Origin of the sequence: Parasedimentitalea psychrophila, from assembly GCF_030285785.1 — a bacterium.
Taxonomy (GTDB): domain Bacteria; phylum Pseudomonadota; class Alphaproteobacteria; order Rhodobacterales; family Rhodobacteraceae; genus Parasedimentitalea; species Parasedimentitalea psychrophila.
On the sequence record NZ_CP127247.1, the window covers coordinates 1,041,421 to 1,063,670 of the forward strand.

At 59.1% G+C, this 22,250-nt stretch carries 20 protein-coding genes; 13 read left to right on the forward strand and 7 right to left on the reverse strand.

The features are described from left to right. Positions 1–83: 83 nt before the first annotated feature. From QPJ95_RS05035 to plsY, 6 genes are read left to right on the forward strand one after another with little or no spacing between them, the layout of a single operon-like run. Positions 84–1,043, forward strand: a complete 960-nt coding sequence (locus tag QPJ95_RS05035) for an aspartate carbamoyltransferase catalytic subunit (RefSeq protein ID WP_270918552.1) — start codon at positions 84–86, stop codon at positions 1,041–1,043. A 5-nt stretch (positions 1,044–1,048) separates the two neighbouring features. Next, a complete protein-coding gene (locus tag QPJ95_RS05040) occupies positions 1,049–1,588 on the forward strand; it encodes a hypothetical protein (protein WP_270918553.1) in 540 nt (179 codons plus the stop codon). Further along, the gene (locus tag QPJ95_RS05045; RefSeq protein ID WP_270918554.1) at positions 1,585–1,974 is read left to right on the forward strand and encodes a hypothetical protein; all 390 of its coding nucleotides are present in this window, start codon (positions 1,585–1,587) and stop codon (positions 1,972–1,974) included. The genes QPJ95_RS05040 and QPJ95_RS05045 overlap by 4 nt, the downstream gene beginning before the upstream one ends. Beyond that, the gene (locus QPJ95_RS05050) at positions 1,971–2,519 is read left to right on the forward strand and encodes a hypothetical protein (protein ID WP_270918555.1); all 549 of its coding nucleotides are present in this window, start codon (positions 1,971–1,973) and stop codon (positions 2,517–2,519) included. The genes QPJ95_RS05045 and QPJ95_RS05050 overlap by 4 nt, the downstream gene beginning before the upstream one ends. After that, positions 2,516–3,826 carry a dihydroorotase gene (pyrC, locus tag QPJ95_RS05055; protein ID WP_270918556.1) on the forward strand — a complete coding sequence of 437 codons (1,311 nt, stop codon included), beginning with the start codon at positions 2,516–2,518 and terminating at the stop codon, positions 3,824–3,826. The genes QPJ95_RS05050 and pyrC overlap by 4 nt, the downstream gene beginning before the upstream one ends. Further along, positions 3,826–4,431, forward strand: coding sequence for a glycerol-3-phosphate 1-O-acyltransferase PlsY (gene plsY, locus QPJ95_RS05060; RefSeq protein WP_270918557.1), 606 nt, complete (start codon positions 3,826–3,828; stop codon positions 4,429–4,431). Before pyrC ends, plsY begins: the two co-directional genes overlap by 1 nt. Before the next feature lie 110 nt (positions 4,432–4,541). On the opposite strand, the gene QPJ95_RS05065 is transcribed toward plsY, so the two are convergent. The 3 genes from QPJ95_RS05065 to QPJ95_RS05075 form a co-directional block, all read right to left on the reverse strand. Further along, the gene (locus tag QPJ95_RS05065) at positions 4,542–5,912 is read right to left on the reverse strand and encodes a glutamate--cysteine ligase (RefSeq protein ID WP_270918558.1); all 1,371 of its coding nucleotides are present in this window, start codon (positions 5,910–5,912) and stop codon (positions 4,542–4,544) included. A gap of 65 nt (positions 5,913–5,977) precedes the next feature. Beyond that, positions 5,978–6,505, reverse strand: a complete 528-nt coding sequence (locus QPJ95_RS05070; RefSeq protein ID WP_270918559.1) for a hypothetical protein — start codon at positions 6,503–6,505, stop codon at positions 5,978–5,980. Positions 6,506–6,662: 157 nt separating this feature from the next. Continuing rightward, positions 6,663–7,388, reverse strand: a complete 726-nt coding sequence (locus QPJ95_RS05075; RefSeq protein WP_270918560.1) for a 16S rRNA (uracil(1498)-N(3))-methyltransferase — start codon at positions 7,386–7,388, stop codon at positions 6,663–6,665. A gap of 12 nt (positions 7,389–7,400) precedes the next feature. Here QPJ95_RS05075 and ubiA point away from each other — a divergent pair, with 12 nt between their 5' ends. From ubiA to QPJ95_RS05090, 3 genes are all read left to right on the forward strand, one after another. Next, positions 7,401–8,378 carry a 4-hydroxybenzoate octaprenyltransferase gene (gene ubiA, locus QPJ95_RS05080; RefSeq protein ID WP_270918561.1) on the forward strand — a complete coding sequence of 326 codons (978 nt, stop codon included), beginning with the start codon at positions 7,401–7,403 and terminating at the stop codon, positions 8,376–8,378. Positions 8,379–8,441: 63 nt separating this feature from the next. Beyond that, entirely contained in the window at positions 8,442–10,406 is a 1,965-nt protein-coding gene (locus tag QPJ95_RS05085; RefSeq protein WP_270918562.1) for an OmpA family protein, read from the forward strand. Further along, the gene (locus tag QPJ95_RS05090) at positions 10,403–10,717 is read left to right on the forward strand and encodes a hypothetical protein (protein WP_270918563.1); all 315 of its coding nucleotides are present in this window, start codon (positions 10,403–10,405) and stop codon (positions 10,715–10,717) included. Before QPJ95_RS05085 ends, QPJ95_RS05090 begins: the two co-directional genes overlap by 4 nt. A gap of 51 nt (positions 10,718–10,768) precedes the next feature. On the opposite strand, the gene QPJ95_RS05095 is transcribed toward QPJ95_RS05090, so the two are convergent. From QPJ95_RS05095 to QPJ95_RS05105, 3 genes are all read right to left on the reverse strand, one after another. Further along, complete coding sequence (locus QPJ95_RS05095; protein WP_270918564.1) at positions 10,769–11,836, reverse strand: hypothetical protein; 1,068 nt, start codon at positions 11,834–11,836, stop codon at positions 10,769–10,771. Positions 11,837–12,023: 187 nt separating this feature from the next. Then, a complete protein-coding gene (locus QPJ95_RS05100; protein WP_270918565.1) occupies positions 12,024–12,995 on the reverse strand; it encodes a hypothetical protein in 972 nt (323 codons plus the stop codon). Next, complete coding sequence (locus QPJ95_RS05105) at positions 12,992–14,074, reverse strand: glycosyltransferase family 61 protein (protein ID WP_270918566.1); 1,083 nt, start codon at positions 14,072–14,074, stop codon at positions 12,992–12,994. The genes QPJ95_RS05100 and QPJ95_RS05105 overlap by 4 nt, the downstream gene beginning before the upstream one ends. A 162-nt stretch (positions 14,075–14,236) precedes the next feature. Between QPJ95_RS05105 and QPJ95_RS05110 the strand changes: the two genes are divergently transcribed. Then, the gene (locus QPJ95_RS05110) at positions 14,237–16,738 is read left to right on the forward strand and encodes an FkbM family methyltransferase (protein ID WP_270918567.1); all 2,502 of its coding nucleotides are present in this window, start codon (positions 14,237–14,239) and stop codon (positions 16,736–16,738) included. A 29-nt stretch (positions 16,739–16,767) separates the two neighbouring features. Here QPJ95_RS05110 and QPJ95_RS05115 read toward each other — a convergent pair whose 3' ends face one another. Beyond that, entirely contained in the window at positions 16,768–18,669 is a 1,902-nt protein-coding gene (locus tag QPJ95_RS05115) for a glycosyltransferase family 2 protein (RefSeq protein WP_270918568.1), read from the reverse strand. 279 nt (positions 18,670–18,948) lie between these two features. On the opposite strand from QPJ95_RS05115, the gene QPJ95_RS05120 reads away from it, so the two are divergent. The 3 genes from QPJ95_RS05120 (at position 18,949) to QPJ95_RS05130 (ending at position 22,138) form a co-directional block, all read left to right on the forward strand. After that, a complete protein-coding gene (locus tag QPJ95_RS05120; RefSeq protein WP_286018246.1) occupies positions 18,949–19,683 on the forward strand; it encodes a hypothetical protein in 735 nt (244 codons plus the stop codon). A gap of 38 nt (positions 19,684–19,721) precedes the next feature. Beyond that, on the forward strand, positions 19,722–20,597 hold the full coding sequence (locus QPJ95_RS05125) for a hypothetical protein (RefSeq protein ID WP_270918570.1): 876 nt from the start codon (positions 19,722–19,724) through the stop codon (positions 20,595–20,597). 653 nt (positions 20,598–21,250) lie between these two features. Beyond that, on the forward strand, positions 21,251–22,138 hold the full coding sequence (locus QPJ95_RS05130; protein ID WP_270918571.1) for an NAD(P)-dependent oxidoreductase: 888 nt from the start codon (positions 21,251–21,253) through the stop codon (positions 22,136–22,138). Positions 22,139–22,250 lie beyond the last annotated feature (112 nt).

Sequence of the window (22,250 nt, forward strand, 5' to 3'; positions counted from 1 at the left end):
ATCCCAGTGACCCGCCACAACAGCATCTTGCCCGCCTGCCTCGCCCCCCGTATAACAGCCCCGACCCAGCGCGGAGCCTGCCCATGACCCCCACCCCATTTGGCCATAAACACCTGTTGGGCATCGAACCCCTGCGCCCGCATGAGATCACTATGATCCTTGATCTGGCTGACAAATACGTCGATCAGAACCGCGCCACCGAAAAACGCTCCACCGCCCTGGCCGGGCTGACCCAGGTCAATATGTTCTTTGAGAACTCCACCCGCACCCAGGCCAGTTTCGAGATCGCCGGCAAGCGGCTGGGCGCCGACGTGATGAACATGGCGATGCAGGCAAGTTCGATCAAAAAGGGCGAGACCCTGATCGACACTGCGATGACCCTGAACGCCATGCACCCGGATCTGCTGGTGGTGCGCCATCCGCATTCCGGCGCGGTGGATCTGCTGGCACAAAAGGTCAACTGCGCGGTGCTCAACGCCGGCGATGGCCGCCACGAGCACCCGACCCAGGCGCTGCTCGACGCGCTGACCATCCGCCGCGCCAAGGGTCGGCTGCACCGGCTGAACATCGCCATCTGCGGCGATGTCGCCCATTCCCGCGTGGCGCGCTCCAACCTGATGCTGCTGGGCAAGATGGAGAACCGCATCCGGCTGATCGGCCCGCCCACCCTGGTGCCCAGCCAGTTTGCCGAATTTGGCGCCGAGATCTACGACGACATGCATGAGGGCCTGAAAGACGTCGACGTCGTCATGATGCTGCGGCTGCAAAAAGAGCGCATGGACGGCGGTTTCATCCCCTCGGAACGGGAATATTACCACCGCTACGGGCTGGACACCGACAAACTGGCACGGGCCAAACCCGACGCCATCGTCATGCACCCCGGCCCGATGAACCGCGGCGTGGAAATCGACGGCACTCTGGCCGATGACATCAACCGCTCGGTGATCCAGGAGCAGGTCGAAATGGGCGTCGCGGTGCGCATGGCGGTGATGGACCTGCTGGCCCAGAACCTGCGCGCCGAGCGCCAGGCCAAGGCAGGCTGACCGGAATGGACGCGGTACTGCACATTCCTGCTGGCGAGCGTGACCTGATCCGCGTCTTTGCCCTCGACATGCCCCCCGAGCAGGCCCGGTTTCTGCGTGAACCCGGCGCATTGGCTCAGGTGCTGGGCATTGAGGAGATCAATCTGGATCAGGTGGAGATCTTCCCGATCACCGATCTCGAAGAGCTTGGCCTTGTGGGATACCTAACCGAGGGCTGCGGTTTACCTGCCGAGCAGCTAACCGACGACCATGAGCGCCTGACAGGGTTAAGCGGCCACGTGATGCTGATCCGCTCGCGCGCTTTTGGCGGCGAGGAAACGCGCCTGACACCGGCCAGTCAAATCTCCCTGATCGGGGCCTACGGCGAAGATCAGAACCAATGGGCCGGTACCTCCCTGCACAGCGACAGCGCCAAGCCCTATTCGGCGTCCCACCTGTCGCCCCGCGCAAGCCGCAGCAAAGCCCGCCGCATCGGCGCCAGCCTTTTTGCTGTGGTGATGCTGCTGCTCCTCATCCTTTTAAGCACATTGGTAGGTTGGCCATGACAACAGTCCTCACAACATTCACCCCCGACCGCAGCGCCTATATCCGCTCGCACGCCTGGATCGCGGCGCTGGCCATGGGCGCCGGCATGGTGATCCTCTGGGCCATGGGCAATCCGCATGTCTGGACCGGCGCCATCGGCGGGCTGGCAGCGATCATCCTGCGCGGCTGGTATCTCGCCTCCGAGGACCTGACAGCGGTCTGGACCCTGACACAGACCCACCTCACCGGCCCGGCTGAGCGCAATATAGCGCTGGCCCAGATCGCGCGGGTCCGCACTATGGGCAGCTATGTGCAGGTGGTCACCAAAAGCGGCGACAAACATCTGATCAAGTATCAGGCAGACCCGGCTGATACTTGCAGGACCATCGAAAGTACGTGCGGATGAGTGGTGCCGAGCACTGGAACCAAATCCTAGAGCCCGATGAAGAGATCATTTGGCAAGGCGGGCCAGTCTCAAGTTTCGCCCTCGGCAGACCAGACTCAGACCTATTCGGTTTAGGCATATTTGTTATTGTGGCGGGCCTAATTTGGATCTTTGATGAGTTTCCAGAGAACAGCCGGGAACAAGCTTTGAAGTATCTGCCATTCATAATTGGCTGCGGCATTACAGTAGCGGCATTAATTGCGGCAAAGTACCGTCGTAATCGCACTTGGTACTCGTTAAGCAATAAACGCGCTTTTATAGGAACAGACATTCCGCTCCAGAAGAGGCGTCTCAAGTCCTACCCTCTCATTTCAGAATATCCACTCAAATTGATCAATCACGAGCCGGGCACAGTCTTATTCGCAAAAGAGTTTGTGGACGGCGGAGAGGATAATTTTGACCGCTGGGACTCCGTCGGATTTGAGCATATACCCAACCCGCAACATGTTTACCGCCTGATCCAAGAGATCCGGTCGCAGGCCGATAGTTCGAAAGAGACCCCATGACCCTACTCTTCACCAATGCCCGCCTGATCGACCCCGAGGCCGGAACGGACGCGCCGGGCCATCTGCTGGTGCAGGATGGGAAGATTACCGAAATCTTTCCAGAAAACATCGAATTAGAGGCAATGTTTCGCGCGCGAGGTATTTCTCCAGAAGATGTTGAAATCATTGACTGCAAAAACCGCTGTTTGGCGCCTGGTATCGTCGATATCGGGGTGAAAGTCTGCGAACCCGGCGAACGTCACAAGGAAAGCTACAAATCTGCGGGTCTTGCGGCGGCGGCGGGTGGCGTCACCACCATGGTCACCCGCCCTGATACCTCGCCCGCGATCGACAGCCCCGAAGTGCTGGAATTCGTCACCCGCCGCGCCCAGGCAGACGCACCGGTGAACGTATTGCCAATGGCGGCGCTGACCAAGGGCCGGTTGGGGCGTGAAATGACCGAGATCGGCTTTCTGATGGATGCCGGCGCGGTGGCCTTTACCGATTGCGACCGGGTGGTCACCGACACCAAGGTGTTCTCTCGCGCGCTGACCTATGCCCGCTCCTGCGGCGCGCTGGTGATTGCCCACCCGCAGGAACCGATCCTGTCCAAAGGTGCCGCCGCCACCAGCGGCAAATTCGCCGCCCTGCGCGGCTTGCCCGCTGTGTCACCAATGGCCGAGCGCATGGGGCTGGACCGCGACATCGCGCTGCTAGAAATGACCGGTGCGCGCTACCACGCCGACCAGATCACCACCGCGCGCGCCCTGCCCGCGCTGGAGCGCGCCAAGGCCAACGGGCTGGACATCACCGCCGGCACCTCGATCCACCACCTGACCCTGAACGAGCTGGACCCGGCTGATTACCGCACCTTCTTCAAGGTCAAACCGCCGCTGCGCTCAGAAGACGACCGTCTGGCGGTGGTCGAGGCGGTGCGCACAGGGTTGATCGACATCATATCGTCAATGCACACGCCGCAGGACGAAGAAAGCAAACGACTGCCGTTTGAAGAGGCCGCCGCCGGTGCGGTGGCGCTGGAAACCCTGCTGCCCGCCGCCCTGCGTCTGTACCACTCAGAACATCTGGACTTGCCCACTCTGTTCCGCGCCATGGCGCTGAATCCGGCCAGACGACTGGGACTATCCTCGGGCCGCCTCAGCGCCGGAGCCCCCGCTGACCTGCTGCTGTTCGACCCGGATGTACCCTTTGTGATGGATCGCTTTGCACTGAAATCGAAATCGCAGAACACCCCCTTTGACGGCCAGCGTATGCAGGGTAGGGTGTTGGCCACCTATGTTGCCGGCGCGCCGGTCTACCGGAGAGCCTGATGCCCGCATTTGAGACAACCACCACACTGCTGCTGCTCTGGGCCGTGATCGGCTACGGCCTCGGCTCCATTCCCTTTGGCCTGCTGCTGACCCGCATGATGGGCCTGGGCAATCTGCGCGACATTGGCTCGGGCAATATCGGCACCACCAACGTGCTGCGCACCGGAAGCAAAGCCGCCGCGGCAATGACGCTGCTTTTTGATGGCGGCAAGGGCGCGGCGGCGGTGCTGCTGGCGCGTTCTCTGGCCGGTGAAGATGCAGCGCAACTGGCTGGGCTGGCCGCCTTTCTGGGCCATTGTTTCCCGATTTGGCTAGGGTTCAAAGGCGGCAAAGGTGTTGCCACCTTCCTGGGCCTGATGCTGGCGCTGGCCTGGCCAGTGGGCATCGCCTGCTGCGCGACCTGGCTGGCCTCTGCGGCGCTTAGCCGGATTTCATCCATGGGTGCCTTGGGGGCTGCGCTATCAGCGCCGCTCTGGGCGCTGCTACTCAACCGCAGCGACATTGCTGCTCTTGCCGCGCTGCTGGCCGCAATCGTGGTCTGGCGCCACAGCGCCAATATCATCCGCATCCGCACCGGCACAGAACCAAAAATCGGGCAAAAATAGCCCGCCGCCAACTGCCGCTTCTTTTTGCTTAAAATACTCTCGCCGAAGGCGCGCGCCGTCAGGCGCGTGGCGCTGCCTGGCCGCAGGCCAGGCAGCGCCACCGATCCCGATCAATAGCTATACTCACCATAGATCCGGGTCAGGTCACCACCCCAATCGCCATGATAGCGCTCCAGCAACTCGTCGGCGGGCACTTTGCCACTGTCGAGACTGTCTTTCAGCGCGTTCAGGAAATGGGTTTCATCCGGCACCAAGCCGCCAGCCCCGGCCCGGACCCGCGCCTTCAGGCCCGCCTCGGACAGCGCCACAACTTCGCGCGCCAGATCGATCATCTTGATGTCGCCCACCTGCGCCTGCAGCCCCGACTGCGAGGCCGCCACCCGCAGGCCCTCACGGGTTTCAGCGTCCCAGCCCTTGACCAGATCCCAGGCCCCATCCAGCGAGGACTGATCATACATCAGGCCAACCCAGAAGGCCGGCAATGCACAGAGCCGCCGCCAGGGGCCACCATCGGCGCCGCGCATCTCCATGTATTTCTTAATCCGCGCCTCGGGGAACGCCGTGGTCAGGTGATCGGCCCAATCGGACAGAGTTGCCTTTTCGCCGGGCAGTGCGGGCAGCTCCCCTTTCAGGAAATCGCGGAACGACATGCCCAGCGCGTTGATATACACGCCATCGCGGTAGACAAAATACATCGGCACATCCAGCGCGTATTCAGCGTAGGCCTCAAAGCCAAAGCCTTCGTCAAAGGCAAAGGGCAACATGCCGGTGCGGGCGTCATCCAGATGCCGCCAGATCTTGCTGCGCCAGGATTTATGACCGTTCGGCTTGCCTTCAAAAAACGGCGAGTTGGCGAACAGTGCGGTGGCCACCGGCTGCAGCGCCAGTGCCACCCGCAGTTTCTGCACCATGTCGGCCTCGGAGCCGAAATCGAGATTGACCTGCACCGTGGTGGTGCGCCGCATCATGTCGCGGCCCATGGTTCCCACCTTGGTCATATAGTCGTTCATCAGCTGATACCGCCCCTTGGGCATCAGTGGCATCTCATCGTGGTTCCAGATTGGCGCCGCGCCCAGACCGATAAAGCCAACACCGATCTTGTCGGCGATGTCCTTGACCTCGCGCAGGTGGATATTCACCTCGTCACAGGTTTCGTGGATGGTCTCCAGCGGCGCCCCGGACAATTCCAGCGCCCCGCCCGGTTCCAGACTGACGTTGGCGCCGTCCTTTTCCAGCCCGATCAGATTGCCGCCTTCGGTCACTTCCGACCAGCCATAGCTGTCGCGCAACCCTTGCAGAACCGCCACAATCGAGCGCTCTCCGGCAAAGGGCAGCGGCTTCAGGCTGTCTTTGCAAAAGCCAAACTTTTCATGTTCGGTGCCAATGCGCCAATCGGATTTGGGCTTGCAGCCTTCGGCCAGATACTCAGCCAATTGGCTGTGGTGTTCAATGGGTCCGCCACCGGACTGGGGAATAGACATGAGCAGCGCTCCGTTGCTGTAAAATCATGTGGAAAGATCAGTCGTGGTGCGAAACTCAGCGACTGTCAATGCAGCCTGTGGGTCGGCGGGCGAGTGTTATGTTTTTCCCAGATCACGACCCTGTGAGGTCCACCGCGGCGCAGCTCACTCAACATCCGTTCGGTGCGCAATCCGGGCAGGCTGGCAAAGACATCAAACAGGATCTCGGTGCCACTCGCAGTGACCGGAATATGCAGCGGCTCCTGCCCCGGCTGCTGCAACACCCAATGCGGCGGTTTGGCGGTGTGATCCAGCGCCAGTTGAGTCAGCTCAGACACCGCCACCGCGCCGCCGGTCAGCGGCCCGAAATAGGCAATCTGCCCTTCGTCCACCTGCACCACACCGGGTCCTCCATGGCCAAGACGAAACCGCATTCGCTGAACACCGACGACGGCAAGCGCCGTGCCAATGATCAACAGCACCCAGCCGCCCCAGAACAGCAGCCCAAAGGCGCCAAGCACCCAGCGCAGCCCCATCAACAGAACAACCGCAGCGACGATAATCTCGCGCCAACGCCAGATGGCCGCCTGGGCCTCGGGTCTGATGAAGCTCATGATCTGTCTCCTGTTCAGTAGGGCAGCAGAGGTGTTAAGCCACTGGATGCGATATGCATTAGACATATTTGGGAACAAATTGGTTTTGGACAAGCCCCAAACCTGCCTTTTTCATCCGACTCGCTTTTGACCCGGACAGAGCCCACTGCTGTCACAGTCACCAATCCCCCAGCGCCTGTTGCCACAGGGTCATCGCCGCCACCGCTGCGGTATCCGCCCGCAGGATGCGCGGGCCGAGGCTGACCACATGGGACTGTGGCAAAGCGTGCAGGCGTTTGCGCTCGGCATCGGAGAAGCCGCCCTCAGGGCCGATCAGGATGGCCCAGGGCGCGTCTGACTTGTCAGCAGCAGCAAGCGCCAGCGCATTGCCCACTTCACCCTCATCACAGAACATCAACTGGCGGCCTTCGGGCCAGTGGTCCAACAGGCGCGACAGCTTTTGCAGCTCGTCCACCTGCGGTACATAGGTGCCGCCGCATTGCTCGGCGGCCTCAACCGCGTGGGCCTGCAGACGGTCGCGGCGGATACGTTCTGAATTGGTGAACTCGGTCTGCACCGGCAGAATGCGGGCGGCGCCCATCTCGGCGGCTTTCTCGACGATGAAATCGGTGCGGGCTTTTTTGATCGGCGCAAACAGCAGCCAGAGGTCCGGCGGCATTTGCAGCAGTTTGGTCTGCTCCACACAGGTCAGCAGCCCAGCGCGTTTACCGGCCTGTGCAATGTCGGCCAGCCACTCGCCATCACGGCCGTTGAACAGCTTTACCTGGCCGCCAACCGCCATCCGCATCACCCCAAACAGGTAATGTGCCTGCCCCCGGTCCAGAGGAACCGATTGCCCTGCCCCCAAAGGGTGCTCTACATACAGTCTGATCTTTGCGCTCATGAGGCCCTACATATGCAAGGCGATGCCCCTACACCAGAAGAACAGCCCGATCAGGGACAAGTTTCCGATGCCGCCCGCAACAATTGGGTAGATACCCGTGCGCCGGCCTGGAGCCGCCCCTATCTGCGGCTGTCGCGGGCCGACCGGCCGATTGGCACCTGGCTGCTGCTGATCCCCTGCTGGTGGGGTCTGGCGCTGGCGATGCTGTGGGACCAGAACCCGCGCTGGCAGGACGCCTGGATCTTTGTCGCCTGTGCGGCGGGGGCCTGGCTGATGCGCGGTGCCGGATGCACCTGGAACGATATCACGGACCGCGATTTTGATGGCCGGGTCGAGCGCACCCGCTCGCGGCCTATCCCGTCGGGGCAGGTGACCGTGAGGGGCGCGGTGATCTGGATGGTGGTGCAGATTGCCCTTTCGGCGCTAATCCTGTTCAGTTTCAACCAAGCCGCCATTGCCATGGGCATTCTGGCGCTGTTTCCAGTGGCGATCTATCCCTTTGCCAAGCGATTCACCTGGTGGCCGCAGGTGTTTCTGGGGCTGGCATTCAATTGGGGCGCGATGCTGGCCTGGGTCGCCCATACCGGCACTCTGAACTGGCCGGCCGTCTATCTCTATCTGGCGGGCATCAGCTGGACGCTGTTCTACGACACCATCTATGCCCATCAGGACACCGAGGACGATGCGCTGATTGGCGTCAAATCCACCGCCCGGCTGTTTGGCAGCAACACCGCACTCTGGCTGCGCCGGTTTCTGGTTGCGGTGGTCTGCCTGATGGCAGTGGCGGTGCTGAGCGCGGTGATGGCCAATGGATCCATTCCGGCGCTGCTGCTGGCGCTGCTTGCCCCCTGGGCGATGGGCTGGCACCTGACCTGGCAATTGCGGGCATTAGACACTGATAACAACGAAAATTTGCTGCAATTGTTCCGTCTGAACCGTGACACCGGCCTGATTCCGCTTATCTTCTTTGCCGCAGCCCTGTTGGTGTGATTGATCCGCAGCGCTCCAGCCGGTAAGAAGACGAAACCTTCCTTGGACGATGCTGCCCCACCTATGCGCCTTTCTTCTCTATTGATTGTTAGCTTCACATTTCTGGCGGCCGCAGGCCTGAGCCTGGTCGCGGCTAGATTTGCCGTCACCGGGATGGAAAACAGCACCGAAATTGCGGTACGCCAAACTCTGGATGAAACCGGCCATGACTGGGCCGAAGTGACCGCCGACGGGCTCCGGGTTGTCCTGAACGGCACCGCGCCCGACGAAGCCAACCGGTTCACCGCGATCTCGGTGGTCGGCGGCACGGTCGATGCCAGCCGGATCATCGACGAGATGGAGGTCACCCCCACAGCGGATCTGGCGCCGCCCCGGTTTTCAGTTGAGATCCTGCGCAATGAGAGTGGTATTTCCATTATCGGGCTGATCCCAACAGGCACAGGCCGCGCCGCCATTGTCGAACAGCTGGCCAGAGTGGTGGGTGAGGACCGCGTCGCCGACCTGCTGGAGACCGCGCGTTATGACGCACCCGAGGGCTGGGTCGCGGCAATGGACTATGCGATCAAATCCCTGAAACGCCTGCCACGGGCAAAAATTTCCGTGGTGGTTGGACAGGTTTCAATCACCGCGATTACCAATAGTGCAAAAGAAAAGCTGGCGCTGGAGAAAGAGCTGAACCGCAGCGCACCACCGGGCCTGCGGCTGGCGCTGGACATTGCCGCACCGCGGCCGGTGATCACGCCGTTTGCGCTGCGTTATCACATTGATCAGAACGGCGGTCGCTTTGACGACTGCTCGGCCGAAAGCGACGCCAGCCGGGACCGCATCCTGGCCGCTGCGCAAAAGGCAGAACTGGCGGCTCCGGCCACCTGCGTGATCGGCATGGGCGTGCCCTCGCCCAACTGGTCCCGGGCCGCTGAACTGAGCATTGCCAGCCTTGCCCAACTGGGGGCGGGCTCGGTCAGGATCACCAATGCAGATATCACTCTGGTGGCCACGGTCGAGACCAGCCCCGAGCTGTTCGATCAGGTAATCGGCGAGCTGGAAAACGCTCTTCCCCAGGTTTTTGCCTTACATGCGGTGCTGCCAGAACCCGAAGCCGAGACCGAGACCGAAATCGGCGGCCCGCCGGAATTCACCGCGACCCTCAGCCCCGAGGGCCAGGTCCAGCTGCGGGGACGGCTGACGGATGAAACTCTGCGCCATCTGACCAATAGTTTCGCCAAAGCGCGGTTCGGCTCGGACAATGTCTATGGCGCCACCCGCGTGGTTGACGGCCTGCCTGCCAACTGGCCGGTGCGGGTGCTTGCCGGGTTGGAATCGCTGTCTCAGCTGCGGCGCGGATCTCTGATCGTGACACCGGACCACGTCGCCCTGCGCGGCATGAGCCACCAGGAAAACGCCACCGCTGAGATCTCTAAGCTGCTGTCTGCCAAACTCGGCGAGGCCGAAAGCTATGGGCTGGACATCAGCTATGAGCCGCCGCCGGAGCCCGAAGACAAACCGATGGAACCGGAGCAGTGCGAAACCCAGCTGGCCTCCATTCAGCAGCTGGGCAAGATTGCCTTTGAACCCGGATCGGCAACGGTTGCCGCAGGTAGCCGGGGCACCATGGATGCGATTGCCGTGATCCTGGAGCAATGCGGCGAGGTCCGGCTGGAGATTCAGGGCCACACCGACAGTCAGGGACGCGAAGGGATGAACCAAAATCTGAGCCAGGCACGGGCCCAGTCGGTTCTGAACGAGCTGCGCGCGCGCCGGGTTGTGACCTCTAGCTTTGCCGCCAAAGGATATGGCGAAAGCACCCCGATTGCCGACAACGGCACCGAAGAGGGCCGCGAACAAAACCGGCGCATCACCTTCCATCTGATCCGCCCCGAGCAGAGCCCGGAGCCGGAAAGCACGCTGGACGGCGCGGCGCGCGAAGATACCGCCAGTGATTCCGCCAGTGACCCGACCAGTGAAACGAGCGGTGAAACGGCCCCCGACACGGAAGCGCCCACCGACCAGGAGATCCCCGTACAATGAACAGAACCGAGTTCATCATCACCACTGCCATTATCCTGTTTGTCGCTTTCATGATGGGCTGGTTTGCCAATTGGCTGGTTCACCGCTTTACCCGCGTCAAGCAAAGCGATGTGGCCGATCTGGACCGGATGAGCCAGGAACTGCACGAGGCGGAAGAAACCCGCGATCAGGCGATCACATATTTGCAACAGCGCGAGGCCGAGCTGAGCAACCAGCTGGCCCAGACCGAGGCCGAATTACACGCCGCCATGGACGGGCTGCGCGCGGCACGGCAGGAATGCGAAGAACTGCGGGTCTACCACGAGGGCTGATCCGCGCCCAGGCAACGCAGGCCTGGCGGCGGCTGGCGTTGTTGAGGCCGGTTAATTGCTGGCCAAAGTGGTCAGGCCCGGGGCCGTCGCCAGCTCCATAAACTGGGATGCGACCAAATACAGCATCACAATGGCGGCCAGCCCTGCGACCCTGAACAGCGGTGTCAGGTCACGATCTGCAGGCGGCACAGCTCGGGTTATGGTTCGATCAGCGGCAGTTTTTTCAGCCCGGTATGACGCCGATTGCAGGCCCCGCCCGACAGGTTTCAAGGCGCCTTTTGTGACGCGGCCCGGCTGCAACACTTCTACCAACAGGAAATTACGCGGAAAACGATAATCAGCCACCGCCTGGGTCACCCGCAATGCCGCCCCCGATTTCATTTGCACAACAGAGCCACTTTTTGGCAGTTCGCAGGTCTTGGTGAGCGAGGAAATGAAATCATTTACCGCCCTGATCACCCCCGGCAAAGCAAAGGCCGTTTCCTCGACAAAAACATGATGCCCAGTGACATGCTCTGAGCCGAAGGCCTGAAAACCGATTTTTTGGCTGCCATTTTCATCCACACCGCTGGAAAACAGGCTGGGATGAATTTGCAGCGCCAGCCCCCCCGGGTCTTCGACCGATGACAGCTGCTCGGGCTTGAGCAATTGATCGGACGGGCACCAATGGATCAGCTCTGGCCTGTTCAGGGCGACGATCTGACTGACGACCAGACGGGCAATATGGACTCGGTTTGAAAACAGCACGACACCCGGAGACTGCGTTTCGGGGGCGGCGTCGGGCCGCAGGAGACTGTCATCACCGACGGTCACAAAAATGGTCTTGCGGTGCCCCTGAACAATATCCTCGGCCTCGGGTTGCTGCATTTTTGTATAAGAGGATGCCAAGGCACCCTGAAATCCAGCCAGCGCCAGGGGCTGTTGATTTTGCGATATCTTGATGAGGATGCCGTCGGCGTTGATCAGACCAAAGGCCCCACCGCGATGATCCACCAAAGCCACAGGAATATCATCACCAAAGATCAGTCTCAGCCGATCGACAAAGGCGGCATAGGCAAAGGGTTGGTAATCCAGATACAGCAGGGCGGCTTCAATTTTGGCAGGTCTGATCGGTGGCATGAGCATCAATTCCTGTAAGAAAAATTCGGGCTCATTCTGGATATCAATATAATTTGCGGAAAATACGGCATAAGATTGACGATATTAATAGGTCATTAACCGACGAGGAGATCGCCCAATCACGGCATCACAATCGCGCCGTCAAAAAGGCGCCCCGTCCCCTTGTTTTGGGGGTCCTGAAAATACCTTAGTCCGTCGTTTTCTGATGAAGCTTGAATGCCTCGTTCAGCGCTGCGGCCAGCAGGGTTTGCTGGACCGGCGAGAACCCGGACGTGAGTGGTTTATCCCGGTTTGGATCATCGGGACTAAAGAGCGGCCCGTCGTTGGGGAAATATGCCTTCTGCAACTGGTCGTTTGCCGCCAGAAACTGATCCAGATAGTCCTGCCGGGTTTGGCGGGTGAACAGATCACCAGAGCCCGTGAACCCGTCAAGCTGCAAGGGTTTCAGGGCGCGGTAGATGCTGCGCAACTGGCGGCCGTCCAAATGTGGCGACAGCGCCAGCAGAACGTCGATAACATCCTTGCTGGGCGAGATATTCCGCTCTGCCGCGCTGGCCACAAGATGCCCCGGTTCAAGCCCCAGCAGAGCGGCAAAATCCGCCATGATGTCACCGTTCACAAAGCGATCGCGCTGGTACAGGCGCGGCATGATTTCGGCCTGTGGAAAACAGTCAGCCCAGCCATCCAGCAGCCGGTTGTAATCGGTGATCGAGCGTCCCAGACGGCTGGTCAGGAACTGATCAAACGGCATGACGTTGCGGCCGTTTTTGATCCTCTGTTTGAAGAACGCTTCGGCATATCGGTCTTGCCGACGAAGATAGACGATGATTTTCAAAGGGTAGTCTGACAGGAACGGCAGGGCAGCGCGAATTTTGGATGCCTCTATCAGCGAAAAAATCTCGCTGGACAGCAGGATTTTTCCGTTCGGTCGTTTTGCCGCCTGTGCTGCGATTTCCTGTTGAAGGGCCTCGTTGAAATTGTGATCGCCGCCTTTGCGGCGAATGCTGTTGGCAAGATCGTTATGGGCCGCCCGGTGCCGCCCGGATTCAACAAACCAGATATCCGCCGCCTGCAAGGCATCGCTGTTGGCAACAATTGCCGATTGGATCGCCGTGGTGCCGGTTTTCGGGGTGCCTATGTGCAGGATGATTTCAGTCATTGTGCAACCGGATCAAGTGCCACTGGCCTCATCGGGCCACGTTTCATGTTGGCAATGAGCACATTGATTTCCGCCGTTGTCAGATCCGGAACTGTGGGGCGACGGCCAATAAAGCCCGCCTCATATAGTTGTGCCTGCAATTTGGGCAGATCAAGCTCTCCGATGGACCGGAAGTCCACCCGCCGGGCGTCTTCGTCCACCCAGCTGTTGCGCAGCGCATCAAAGCAGGTCACCTTGGCATCCGCAAATGTCTCGAGCTGGCGAACAAGGCCGGCAAGCAGCCCCGCACGGCGGCGAAATATCATCCCGATCCGGGTTCCCGACTGAATAGCATACGCGGCCATATGCAGCGCCGAACCGTCCAGACATACGATTTCACGCGCGGCGCTATAGCGGGCAAGCTGTTCTTTGGCGGTGAACAGCTCCGGGTAGAAAATCGAATACCCCTCAGCCTCCAACAGGGATTCTATCTGCTCTTCGCCAAACACACCGCCGCGCTTGTCCCACAATTGCGTCCGCGAGATATACAGGCGCTCTGATCCGTTTGGGGTGACCGCCGATTTGACCTGCGCCCGGGAAAAGTCGCGATAGCGCGGCGATCCGGTAATCCGGGGGCCGTGACCAAAGCCGGGGTCGGGCACGATCAAATGCTCCACCCGCACCGGCTTTGCGACGATGTTTATCGGTTTGCCACCGGAAAAGATGTCCAGAAATGGTTTATAGCGATCCCGCGCCTTACGGGCGCCGCCCCGGAACGGAATGTAGACCACGCTGTCAATACTGTCTGACAGCTCGTCAAAGGCCCATAGTCGGGGGGTGGACTCCAATAGGAAGTGCCCAAAATGGGGGCGTATCCAGCCGCCGAACAAATGGCGACCGGCAAGATGCGGGATATCGCCTGTCACCGGCAGCGGCACGTCGGTTCCCCGGCGCGGGCCTTTGATGCCACGGGAAAACTCACAAAAGGAGCCGTCCTGCCGCAGCACGCCACAGCGGTCGTCTGCGTCCAAAGGCGAAATAACCGCATCATCCAGGCGCTCATAGGTATCCGACAGACCGCCGATAGAATGAATTTTCATATGTTATTCTGCCCTCAATACACGTATACCGCGAACGTCTTCAAAAGGATTTTACTGATGGCGCGATTGAAAGTAAACTATGGGCGCAGGCCTGTGCAAAATTGAGCACACCCTATAAAAGCCTGCCAAAAAAACTGAGGCCGGGCAGAAAAGGTAGCAGACATGACTGCGTTATTTGAGACCAACAGCATTTCGCAGGCCGCAAAGGCCGGAAACTTCTGGTTGAAAGGAACAAACTGCGACCTTGTTGCCGAACTGCGGTCGGAGACACTGCTGGTTACGTTCGACAACCTGGCTTCAATCAATGAAAGACCCGAGACGCCGCCATGGGGGCCCTGGCTTGGCCCGCGAGCCAAGGCCTTGGGCTATAGTATTCTGGGTGTGCAGTCGCATCATAAAGACTGGTATCGCACCTCAGAGCCGCCGGAACAGATATCAGGTCTTCAGGCCAGTGGATTTTTCGATCGCTTCAAACACATCGTGTTTACCGGAACCTCCATGGGCGGCTTTGCGGCGCTGAGCTTTGCGGGGCTGGTGCCAAGTGCACGGGTTCTGGCATTCAGCCCTCAGTCTACTCTCAATCGGGACATCGCACCGTTTGAGAGTAGATACCCCTACCCCCACCGCAAATTCGACTGGCAAAGCCCCGAGTATCTGGATGCCGCCGAACATGTCGGGGCGATCGCGTCCGGGCATGTGTTTTTCGATCCCAGAATTCAGGAAGACAGGTTGCATGCAGAGCGCCTGCAAAGCCCGTCGCTGACCCAGGTTCGCATTCCCTTTGCCGGCCACACGCTGATCCGGGTGATCGTCAAGGCCGACGCGCTGGACCATTTACTGACAAGCTACCCGGCAACCGGAGAGCTGGATGCCACCTTCTTTCGCCTGATGCGGAACAAACGTCAAAACGAGCATTGGGCGCGCCCGTTTCTGGCAGCGGTCGCGGCGCGGGGCGACAGTCCTCTTACCCGCCGCGCCTGCGACATCCTGTCGCAACAGCATGACCACCGGTTTGCCCGCCGCCTCCGCAAGAAATTGACCGCCCCTGCCAAGGCCAAACCTGCGCCCCCGGTGACAGATCGCTTTGCGGATCCCGGGCTGGAGGAAGCCGCCATTCGCCGGAGCATCCCAGTTTTCATAAACTCCTACAACCAGCTGACCTATCTTCGCGATACCGTTGAATGGTTTGCAAAACATGGGTTTGAAAATGTCACGGTGCTGGACAATCAGTCCGAGTTCCCGGCGCTGCTCGACTATCTGGACAGTGACCTGCTGCGCGCCACGGCAAAGCCCGTTCAGCTGCCCGAAAACATGGGGCCGCGCCGCGCATTGGCCGAAGCTGCCAAAGACCCGGACACCGATTCCGGCTTTATCTTTACCGACCCGGACCTGGCCCTGCCGCAAGCCCCCGCGGCGGATATGCTGAAAGTCATGCTCTCAGCCGGGCGCCGCCATGGCTTTCGCAAGGTTGGCCTGGCCCTGAGCCTTGATCCTGAGATCATTGATCTGGACCGCGTCACCTATAACACGCGCACGGTTGGCCAGGTCGAGAAAAAATACTGGACCCAGGCGGTAGAAGACGGCGTATTCCGCGCCACCACCGACACCACGTTCTTCCTCTATGTCCCGCAGGACGGTGATGCGCGCCGGTTTAATGACTTTGGGCTTAGGCAGGCAAAGATCCCAGCCATTCGGGTCGGCCGCGAGGGCTTTGTGGCCATTCATCGGCCCTGGCTGTTCAACGATACCATCGACGAGGCTGAACAGGCCTATTATTTCGAAGCCGCCAAGGCACATTCCACCTTTGTGGCAGCCCAGAAGACCATTGGAACAAAAATGAATCTCAGCGATCCTAAGGGCGCAGGCAGCATCGCCGGAGCGGCACCAAAGGGCAAATCCGCAGCCTCCTCGTCGGGCCAGTCCGACCGCAAGATGCGGGCCGCGATGAAAACCTTTATTCTTGAGGCCTTTGCCAAAAGCTGCACCAAGCCCGCCACCCTTATTCAAGTCGGCGCGAATGACGGCAAGATGGCCGACCCGGTTTTCCCCTATCTGTCCCGCGATGGCTGGCAGGGCGTCATGGTCGAGCCCCACCCTATATATTTTTCCGAACTGTCTGCCTTGCACAGGGAACGACCCGGACTGAAATTGTTCAATGTCGCAGTTTCAACCGAACCGGGAGAGATGAATCTATTCCATCTCAATGAAGCCGCCAGGGACCGGTATCCGCATGGTTTGCGGGGCTGTGCGTCGCTGAACCGGGACCGTATGGTTGATGCCTTGCGACGGGGCCACCGCCGGAAGAAAACGGAAATTCAGGACGATGATATTGCGGTCACCACGGTGCCGGTTCGGCGGCTTGATGATGTCTTGCGCGAGGCGGCTGTGGCCGAGGCGGATATCCTGGTGATTGACGTGGAAGGTCACGAGATTCAGGTGCTGGACAGTTTCGACCCTGCGGCGATGGGCTTCAAGATGGCGATTGTCGAATGCAACGGGCCGGATGTGAAACTTGAGGCCGATATTGCGGAGCGGCTAAACCGGGCGGGACTCAGTGTGACGCGGTTTGGTGACGATCTCATCGGCATCCGCGACGGTGCCATACAGGTGCCAGTAGAGTCGATTTCCGGCCTTCTGGGCCTGCCGAAGATTGGCCGTCAATAGCAGATCAAACCGGTTTGATATCGCTTGTTTTATCCTGACGGCGAGGCCGGCGGATTGCGCACCAGAAGCAAGGCTGAAGTCAGCGGGTTGTCAGTAAGGGGATCATAGCCACAACCGGCCAGAAGGCTGATCACCTGGGTCTCGTCCATTTGCCCCTTCAGGGCGCGAACACCCAGCACAATGGCCTTGGGCGGGGTGTTGGCCATGGCCTGCACGGCGCTGGCCAGCATCTGCGCGGTCAGGCCTGGGTCGTTGACAGCCAGAATATCGCAACAGGTCTGGGCCAGCAGATCACCGAGGCCCGATGCGCAATCCGACCCGTCTTTGGGTTGCACCAAAGGCGCCGAGGTGAGCGACAGTTGCGGCCCCTGCGTCAGCCCATTCAGCCGCCACAGGCTCAGCGCCATTGCAGCCAGCTCCGGGCAGGCCTCATGGGCGACAACCGTGACTGCGGGCCGCTCTTTGGCGATCACACCGGCCAGAAAGCCGACCCCGGCCCCCACATCCAGATAGGTCTCCCCGGGATTGAGACGCTTGAGCACCCGGCGGGCCAGGTTGCGTTCAAACTTGCCATCGGTGATCTGCTGCAGCGCCGAAGGGCTGAAGATCCGCGGGTCAGCCGGGATGCTCAGGGTCTTGTTCTCGAACATCTCGGCGGGCGGCGCATCCTGCGCATGGACCGGATCGCCAACATATAGGTCGCTGGCCCGGGTCCAGTCAGACTGCATCTTGCGGCGACGCTCCTGTTTAGCCTCATCGGTCGCCTGTTTTTCGACCTCTGACATCAGGGCGGCGATCTTGGCCGGATCGCGGGGCTTTGGCGGCTTGGCCACCACCTCGGAAATCGGAACCTTTGCAGCCTCTTGCAGGCCAGCAACAAGTTCGGCGTAGGCATCTGTACCCTTGAACTCGGCCAGCCGGGCCTCAGCCCGCTCAACCGCATGGAAATGCAGATTCCGGAGCACCTGATCGCTCAGCAGGATTTCGATAATCTCATCGCGGCGCGCGCTATAGCGCAGGGTGCTGTCATCATGGACCTCGTTGCGATCCTGCAGCGCCCAGTAGTCAGAGTTATACTTGTCCTTTTTCAGGTTCACGTTGCCGCGAAACTTTCGGATGGCATAGCTGTCGATGGATTTGACCGCATAGTGGTTCATCTGCGTCCAGTCATAGCCAACGGTCCGCACGATGGAGCGCCAGCCGCGGAACTTGAAATACTCCTCCATCGGCTGGCCAGAGCCGTTCAGCCATTTGACCGTTTCAGGAAAGCCGGTTTTCAGGTGTTTGTTTTTGATCTTGGGCCGGTGAATGCCCAGTTTCCAGTAGTCCGGGTCAAAGGCGAACAGCGTCTTCACCCCCCAGCCCTTGTTCCAGGTGGTTGGCGCCGCATGCTGGTATTGCTCGGTCACTGGTGCGCGCGACCAGTGATGCACACCGCTGGAGCCATAGGTGCGCCAGGTGATGACAATGCCATTGGCCCCGACCTCTTTGGCCGATGATATCATCCCGTCGAGCGAGCCGTCGCCGTGGCGGATACACAGAAATTCATCGGCATCGAACACCAGCAACCAGTCGCTGGCCTGCACCAATGGATCGGCCTGCGCATGTTTCAGCGCCGAAGGCTGCGGTCGGATACCCTCGGCTATGACATTGCGACGGTGATGCGCCAGGCCCAGCTGTTCCAGCCGGAACAGCATATCGTCGGTTCCATCCGAGCAGTCATTGGTAAAGACAACCAGATCGGTAAAGCCAATGGCCAAATGATGGGCGATCCACTCCAGAACAAAGGGGCCTTCGTCCTTCATCATGGAAACAGCCGTCACCCGCCCATGTGGGCTTAGGTTCTGTTTCAGCGGGAAATCAACCGTGTTAAAATCTTTGCTGACCACAGAGCCCGCGTTGCGGTTCTGCGCCGTCTTTACGTTACTCATATCACTACTGCTCTACCCGACATTTGGCTCGCCATGGGTTCATCTGCCCTGCGGAACCCTGTCACAAACCGGGTCACAATAACAGGAAAATCAGTTTTTGGCCCTGATAAGTCTCTGGACAGAGCCGGGCGAGTAGACCATCTTGCGGGTCAATTACATTAAAGATTGCGCGACGCGACGCTGCGATCAAAAGCGGAGATTAGCATGACAAATCTGAACCGGCGACCCGTGGCTTCGCTTTGGATCGGCGAGTCCCTTCATTATTTGAATCAGCTTTGTTTGAAGTCTCATATCTTGGCCGGGCACCCCACCACCCTATACTGCACCGATGACGTTAAAAACGCGCCCGAAGGCGTCGAAATTCGCCCCGCATCCGAGATCATGGACATCGACATGAGCGTCGTCGATCAGACCAGTGCGTCGTTTTTGTCGAATGTTTTCCGCTATAAGATGATCAAGAAAACAGAAGCAATCTGGATCGACTGCGATGCCTATTGCCACAGGCCGTTTCCCGATGACATGGACTACATCTTTGCCGGCCATGGGTTTCGCGGCGCGCTGAACTGCGGGGTGGTGTCTATTCCGGCCCAGGGCGATTTGATCGATAGCCTGCTGGATTATTATGAAAACCTGCCTGACGCGCCGCCCTGGTTCAACAAGAACCAAAAGAGAAAACTGGAACGGAACGCCTCGGACCCGCTGCCGGTGCGGATTTACAAGGCCGAGCGGACCGCGTTTGGCCCGCAGGCCTTTACCTATTTCGCCCAGCAGACCGGGGATTATGAAAGAGCCCTGTCGCCGGATGTTCTGTATCCAGTGCCGTTTCAGCTCAATGATGTTTTCTATGACCCCCATGGCCGCGTCGAAGGCCATTTCACCGAAAACACCCTGTCAGTGCATCTCTACACCAACGGCACCAAACCCTGGTGGCGCAAGAACGCGCCGCTGGAAGGCTCTTATGCCGACCGTATGTGCCGTCAAATTGGCATCGACCCCAAATTGGCTCTCAAGTAGGAATGGACAGGGGGATAGACGTGCCTGACGCCCAGAATTTGACTATTTTTTATATAGTGGAGCCGCCGGAATACGAAGTTCTGGCCTGCTATCTATTGGCGTCGATACGGTCGCATTTTCCAGGCAGTGTTAAGGCCATCGGCTATTGCCCTGAGCACCGCTACCACGAGCTGCACCCTGCAGTTCACAGGGCGCATGAACTGATGGGCGCCGAAATTCGTACCTTTTCCACCAAAGACCGGTTTGAGCCTGCCTACCCGCATGGCAACAAAATTCTGGCCTGTCTGGAGAACCGCGGCAGTGACTATTCGATGTTTGTCGACTCTGACGTGCTGTTTCTCAGCGACAACACACCAGAAAACCTGGTGGTGCCAGGTCACGTCTCCTGTTCGATGGCCGCCTCGATGCTATGGGCTGAACAATCGGTTTGGGACGATATTTACGGCGCCCTGGATGTGCCGATCCCGACGGAGCGTTACAATCTTATGCGCCGCAGCAAAGGTCCGGTCATCCCCTATTTCAGCAGTGGGCTGGTGGTCTTCCCTGAAAAAGACACTGGCAATGGCCGGTTTCCGGATATCTGGTACCAGACGGCCCAGATGGTTGATAAAATTGACGGCCTAGGGAAGAAACGCCCCTATCTTGATCAGATGACCCTGCCGGCCGCCATCCGTCGCGCCGGTCTGGACTGGAATATTCTGCCCGAGGAACAGCATTTCATTCTGGGGGGTAAACTCAAAAAGAAACCGCTGCCTGACGACCGGACAATTTACACGATACACTATCGAAATACCCAAAACCTAAAAGATGTCGGCCATATGAAAACCGCCCGCAACTATCTCCAGACGCACACCGGGGAAAAATTCCTCCGCCGACTGGCCAGCGAAGACACGGCTGAAACAACCGCCAAGTAGCGTCCCGTTTCACATCGCCTGAGCCGCAGGTCTGCCGTCCCGGGAGGCCTCAGACACCGCCGATATCCGTCATCAGCCGGGCGACGCTGCCACGCGCAATGTCAAAGCCTTCCCTGCACCTCTGAGGCCAGAGCTTCCGCAGGCCATAGACGCTGAGGCTTTCTTCAAGGACCCGTTCGATCTCGGGCAGGGAAACATGCCCTGTCAGGCAATGAATGAACCTGATCATCGTTTGAATGGGCGGTCGAGCTCCGTCCCGTTGCCCGGCAGGCGATGCTTGCATCGCCAAGAGGGAGGGCATGCAGTGTCTTGAAAGGGCTGCACAAACAGGCCGGACACGCGACGGTACTGACAAACGCTGCGATAATCTCCGAAAAACTCTTGCAGTGCAGGAGCAATCCGCACAGGATCTTCGTTTGGGTCGCAGCTTATGGCCGGAACGAGCCCAGTGTATCCCATGCTGCTGCCGCAGAAATTCGGCACAAAGGGCGGATTGCGGCCATTCGCTGCGTCGACCACCAACAACCGCTGTGCGGACTAAGCTGAATTACTCCGCACAGCGGCATAACAATTCGAATGTTGCTCTGATTTTACCTTTCAATACTTCAGTGCTGCTCCATAATTGGAAGCGACGCAGATCGTGGGGGACTTAGGTGGCAAAAATTGGATTTCTTGGTGCAGGTAATATGGGCAATGGAATGGCGTTACGACTGTTAGAGGCAGGCCATACTGTTCAAGTCTACAATCGTACCCAATCAAAACTTGCGCCGCTAGTCGGGCGAGGTGCAATTGCAAAAAACTCCGCACGAGAGGCGGCAGAGTCTGCGGAAGCAATTTTTGCGATGGTTGGCGATGATATTGCATCCCAAGCTGTTTGGCTGGGCGACGAAGGCGCTCTGGCTGCCACCAACTCTTCAAACAAGCCGTTGATCATAGAGTGTTCTACGTTGTCTCATTCCTGGGTCATGGAGTTGTCCAGGAATGTTGCTGACAGAGGTTTGCAATATATAGATTGCCCGGTCACAGGCCTGCCAGAAGCCGCCTTGTCAGGAGCTCTTACCCTGTTCTTGGGTGGTTCCAAGTCCGTGATTTCTATGGCGCAAGACTATTTGCGGCCGATTTCCTCAAAGCAAATTCACTTTGGCGAAATTGGTGCGGGTACGGCATACAAACTTGTCGTAAATTTGATGGGGTCGATACAGATTGCAGCAACTGCTGAAGCGCTATTAGTTGCCGAGCGCGCTGGCCTAGATCTGAATATGGTTGCCGAAGCATTAGGAACCGGAGGGTCTGGCAGCCCACAAGTTGCCAACAACAGTAAGCTTATGGTGGCTGGCGATCATGAAACCAACGTTGTCTTCAGTTCAAACTGGCGTCTCAAGGATACACGATACGGTGTCGATTTTGCTGGGCAACTTGGACAGGCGAGCCTACTCGGTACTGTGGCGCAGGAACTTTTCCAGCGTTTGGTTGACGCAGGGTTTGCGGATTCTGCAGAAAGTAAAATTATTGATGTATTGAGAGTTCAGTCAGACAAATGATCGAAATTTGAGGGAATCAAAAACCAAAGAACTTCGTGTATAAAAATGGGTGTGACAACCGCGATTTGATTATTTTACGAAGTGATATGGGCTCTTTCCAGCCATTCGCTGC